At 69.5% G+C, this 3308-nt stretch carries 4 protein-coding genes and 1 pseudogene; 3 read left to right on the top strand and 2 right to left on the bottom strand.

The features are described from left to right. Together K8V84_RS10585 and K8V84_RS10590 are read left to right on the top strand one after the other, a co-directional pair. A partial coding sequence (locus tag K8V84_RS10585) for a YafY family protein (RefSeq protein ID WP_304073717.1) occupies window positions 1–807 on the top strand: 807 nt, incomplete at its 5' end. Next, window positions 800–1372 (top strand): YdeI family protein, encoded by a 573-nt coding sequence (locus tag K8V84_RS10590; protein ID WP_304073719.1) that lies wholly within the window; start codon window positions 800–802, stop codon window positions 1370–1372. The genes K8V84_RS10585 and K8V84_RS10590, both read left to right, overlap by 8 nt. 35 nt (window positions 1373–1407) lie before the next feature. Here the strand turns inward: K8V84_RS10590 and K8V84_RS10595 are convergent, their stop codons facing one another. Both K8V84_RS10595 and K8V84_RS10600 read right to left on the bottom strand, forming a co-directional pair. Next, the gene (locus tag K8V84_RS10595) at window positions 1408–1791 is read right to left on the bottom strand and encodes a hypothetical protein (RefSeq protein ID WP_304073722.1); all 384 of its coding nucleotides are present in this window, start codon (window positions 1789–1791) and stop codon (window positions 1408–1410) included. A 101-nt stretch (window positions 1792–1892) separates the two neighbouring features. Next, complete coding sequence (locus tag K8V84_RS10600) at window positions 1893–2813, bottom strand: AraC family transcriptional regulator (RefSeq protein ID WP_304073724.1); 921 nt, start codon at window positions 2811–2813, stop codon at window positions 1893–1895. A gap of 124 nt (window positions 2814–2937) precedes the next feature. Between K8V84_RS10600 and K8V84_RS10605 the strand changes: the two are divergent. Then, window positions 2938–3308 (top strand): annotated as a pseudogene (locus K8V84_RS10605) (alpha-L-rhamnosidase); the annotation flags it as partial.

Consider the following 3308-nt stretch of genomic DNA (forward strand, 5'->3'; position numbering starts at 1 on the left):
GATCAGGCCGTCGCCCTGGCCACCGCCCTTCAGGTCGCCGCGGCCACGGGAGCCGCGGACGGTGAAGCGGCGCTTCGGGCACTGACGACGGTGCGACAGGTGATGCCCTCACGGCTACGCCACCGGGTCGACTCCGTGACGTTATCGACGCTGCCGTCCGACACCGCAGTGGTGGCCGACCCCGAGGCGCTTCTCGCGGTGAGTGCGGCGGTCCGGGCCTCCGCGGTACTGCGGTTCGTCTACGCGGCGGTGGGAGATGACCCGAACACCGAGCCGTCGCGTCGGCGCGTCGAACCACACCACGTCGTGTTCGGGAACGGGCGCTGGTACCTCGTCGCCTGGGACCTGGACGCCGACGACTGGCGCGTCTACCGACTCGACCGGATGAGGCCCCGCATCCCCACCGGACCCCGCTTCATCCCCCGAACAGTGCCCGGCGGGGACGTCCGCGACTTCCTCGCCGGGCGGTTCAAGGGCTCGGTCGGTGAGAACACGTGGCCCTGTACCGGCGAGGTCGTGCTGCACCTGCCGGCCCAGGAGGTGATCCCGTTCGTCACAGAGGGGACCGTCGAGGACCTCGGCCCCGACCGATGCCGGCTCAGAGTCGGGTCCTGGTCGTGGGTGGCGCTCGCCGCCTCGCTCGGTCGCTTCGACGCCGCTCTCACCGACGTGGCACCACCCGAACTCGCCGACGCGTTCGCCCTGCTCTCGCGACGCTTCGCGGACACGTCGATCCGGCCGCGTGACGGAGCGGCCGGACATTCCCAGAACGAACCCGATAGAAGAAGGAGGAACACCGATGGATGACGGGTCTTTGCTGCTCGCGGACGCGGCGGCGTGGCGATCCTGGCTCGACGTGAACGAGGACGCCTCGGACGGGGTGTGGCTGGTGATGGCGAAGTCGGGAACGGTCGTGCCGACTTCCCTGAAGTATGCCCAGGCGCTCGATGAGGCGTTGTGCAGTGGATGGATCGATGGTCAGCGAAGGAAACGTGACGGCACGACGTTCCTCCAACGGTTCACGCCCAGACGAGCGAAGTCGATCTGGTCGCAGCGCAATGTCGGACTGGTCGAGGCACTGATCGCACAGGGGCGTATGCGCTCGCGTGGGCGGGCGGAGATCGAACGCGCCCGGCTCGACGGTCGTTGGGCCCGTGCCTACCCCGGTTCGTCGGCCATGGACGTGCCCGAGGACGTGGCCACGGCGCTCGCGGAGTCACCGCTCGCGACGCAACGGTTCGCCGAGCTGGACTCGGGTCGGCGATACGCCCTTCTGCTGTCGATCATCACGGCCCCACCCGAGCTCCGTGGACGCCGCGTGGCGGCCATGATCCGAAGACTTGAGGCTCCGGATCCCTCCCCTTCCCGATGACCGGGGCACCTGGCCCGAGCACTCGACCTCGCCGTTCAGCCGAGGTCGGTGTACTTCCTCAGGGCGTCGGCCTCCAGTCGAAGCCGCTCCGCGGCCTCGCTTCGTCCGTGCGAGTCATAGCGTTCGGCTTCGTTGATCCGTTCCTGGACCTGCGCTCGCAGCAGCGAGCGCACCTCATCGACCGACAGTGTGCGTCGCCCGGTCTCGGTGGAACCGACCCCGGCCCCGGCACCGGCGACGTGCTCGCTCACCGACTCCATCGGGGCGTTCGATACCTCGACGGCTTCGGCGTTGTCCACTGCTGCGATCGCGGTGCGCAGGGCGGAGACCACCTCGGACCGCCGAGCCTTCATCGCGATGACCAGGTCGGCGCGGAGCTCGGCTCGCAGTTCGTGGACGGTCTCGGGGTTCATGGCCATGCGGCTCTCCAAGGTTCAGGGCATCGGTCGGCGGCTCCGACCCGATCAGAATACTCCTCATCGCTCCCTGTGTGTCCAGATAATTTCCCTGTTGGGGAAGTTTAGGGATCATCTGTTCGGCGGTAGCGCAGGGGAGGCTCCCCGAAGGCGCGGCGGAAAGCGTGAGAGAACGCGAAGGGCGACCCGTAACCCACCCGGGCGGCCACCTCCTCCACCGCCAGTTCGGTGTCGCGCAGTAGCCCCTTCGCCCGGTTCATCCGCCACCAGGTCACATACCCCATCGGTGGCAGACCGGTGAGCGCCGTGAACCGGCGGGCGAAGGTGGCCCGGGACATCCGGGCCGTCTCGGCCAGGGCCGTCACCGTCCAGGAACGTGCCGGATTCCGATGCACCGCCGCCAAGGCCGCCCCGACCCCCGAGTCGGCCAGCGCCCGAGCCCAGCCTCCCGCCCGACCACCGGCGGTCGGCTCCAGGCAGGCGCGCAGCACGTACAGCAGCAACGCGTCCAACAGCAGGGGCAGCAGGGCGTCGCCGCCGGGCCGCGACCCTTCCGTCTCCTCGCCGAGCCCCGCCAGAACCCGGGCCAGACCCAGGTCACCGGCTCGAACGTGGACGTGTTCGGGCAGCGTGGTCAGCAGAGGATGCGCGCGCTCCCGGTCCAGCCGGTACCCGCCGCAGACGAAGACCGCCGTTCGGCCGTCGTCGGGGTCGCCGTAGGTGTGGCGACCGAACCCGCCTTCGCCGGGACGGGCCTCCTCCAGGGTTCGCTGCGGTCTGACGGGTTGGTCGGCCAACCCGTATCCGTCGCCGTGCGGGGAGAAGACCACGTCACCGGGGCCGACCCGCATCGGCTCGTCCCGTCCGTCCGGGAACAGCCAACACGTGCCCTCCAGTACGGCCATGAACCCGGCGACCTCGGGATCGCCGGGCAGGTACCAGCCCCAGGTACCGTGTATCTCGATCCGGGCGGCCCCTGGGGTACCCGCGCGCATCGAGGTGACCACGTCGCTCAACAGGTCCATGCGGGGAGCCTAACCGGATCGTCCTTCGGGCTGAGCGTTCAGCGAAGGAAAAGCAGTGAAACAAACATGGATCGTCTCGCCGGTGCTTTCTAGGGTCGATGGTGCGACCCGAGAAGGAGGCACCATGTCCACCGTCGAAGAACTCTCCCGCACACCGCTACCCGAGGACCACTCCTGGCGCGAGCTGGTGGTCCTGCCGGACACCCCGCTCATAGAACCGGCCACCGTCACCGTCGAGGGCGACCCCGCCGGGGCGCCCGATCCGGACCGCCTGGCCGTGTCCGAGGGCCCGTCCTTGGTCCTGCGCACCAGCGAACGCCACGGCACCCGGGTGGTGGTGGATCTGGGACAGCTCGCGATGGGTCACCTGGAGGTGCGGGTCGAACGGATCTCCGGGGCACCGCTACGGGTGGCGCACGCCCAGTTCCGCGATCAGCTCACCCCAGAGGGCGACGGCATCGAGGCCTTCTTCGGCACCGACGCCGCGCCCTGGTC

Source organism: Nocardiopsis listeri (assembly GCF_020741345.1).
Taxonomy (GTDB): domain Bacteria; phylum Actinomycetota; class Actinomycetes; order Streptosporangiales; family Streptosporangiaceae; genus Nocardiopsis; species Nocardiopsis listeri_A.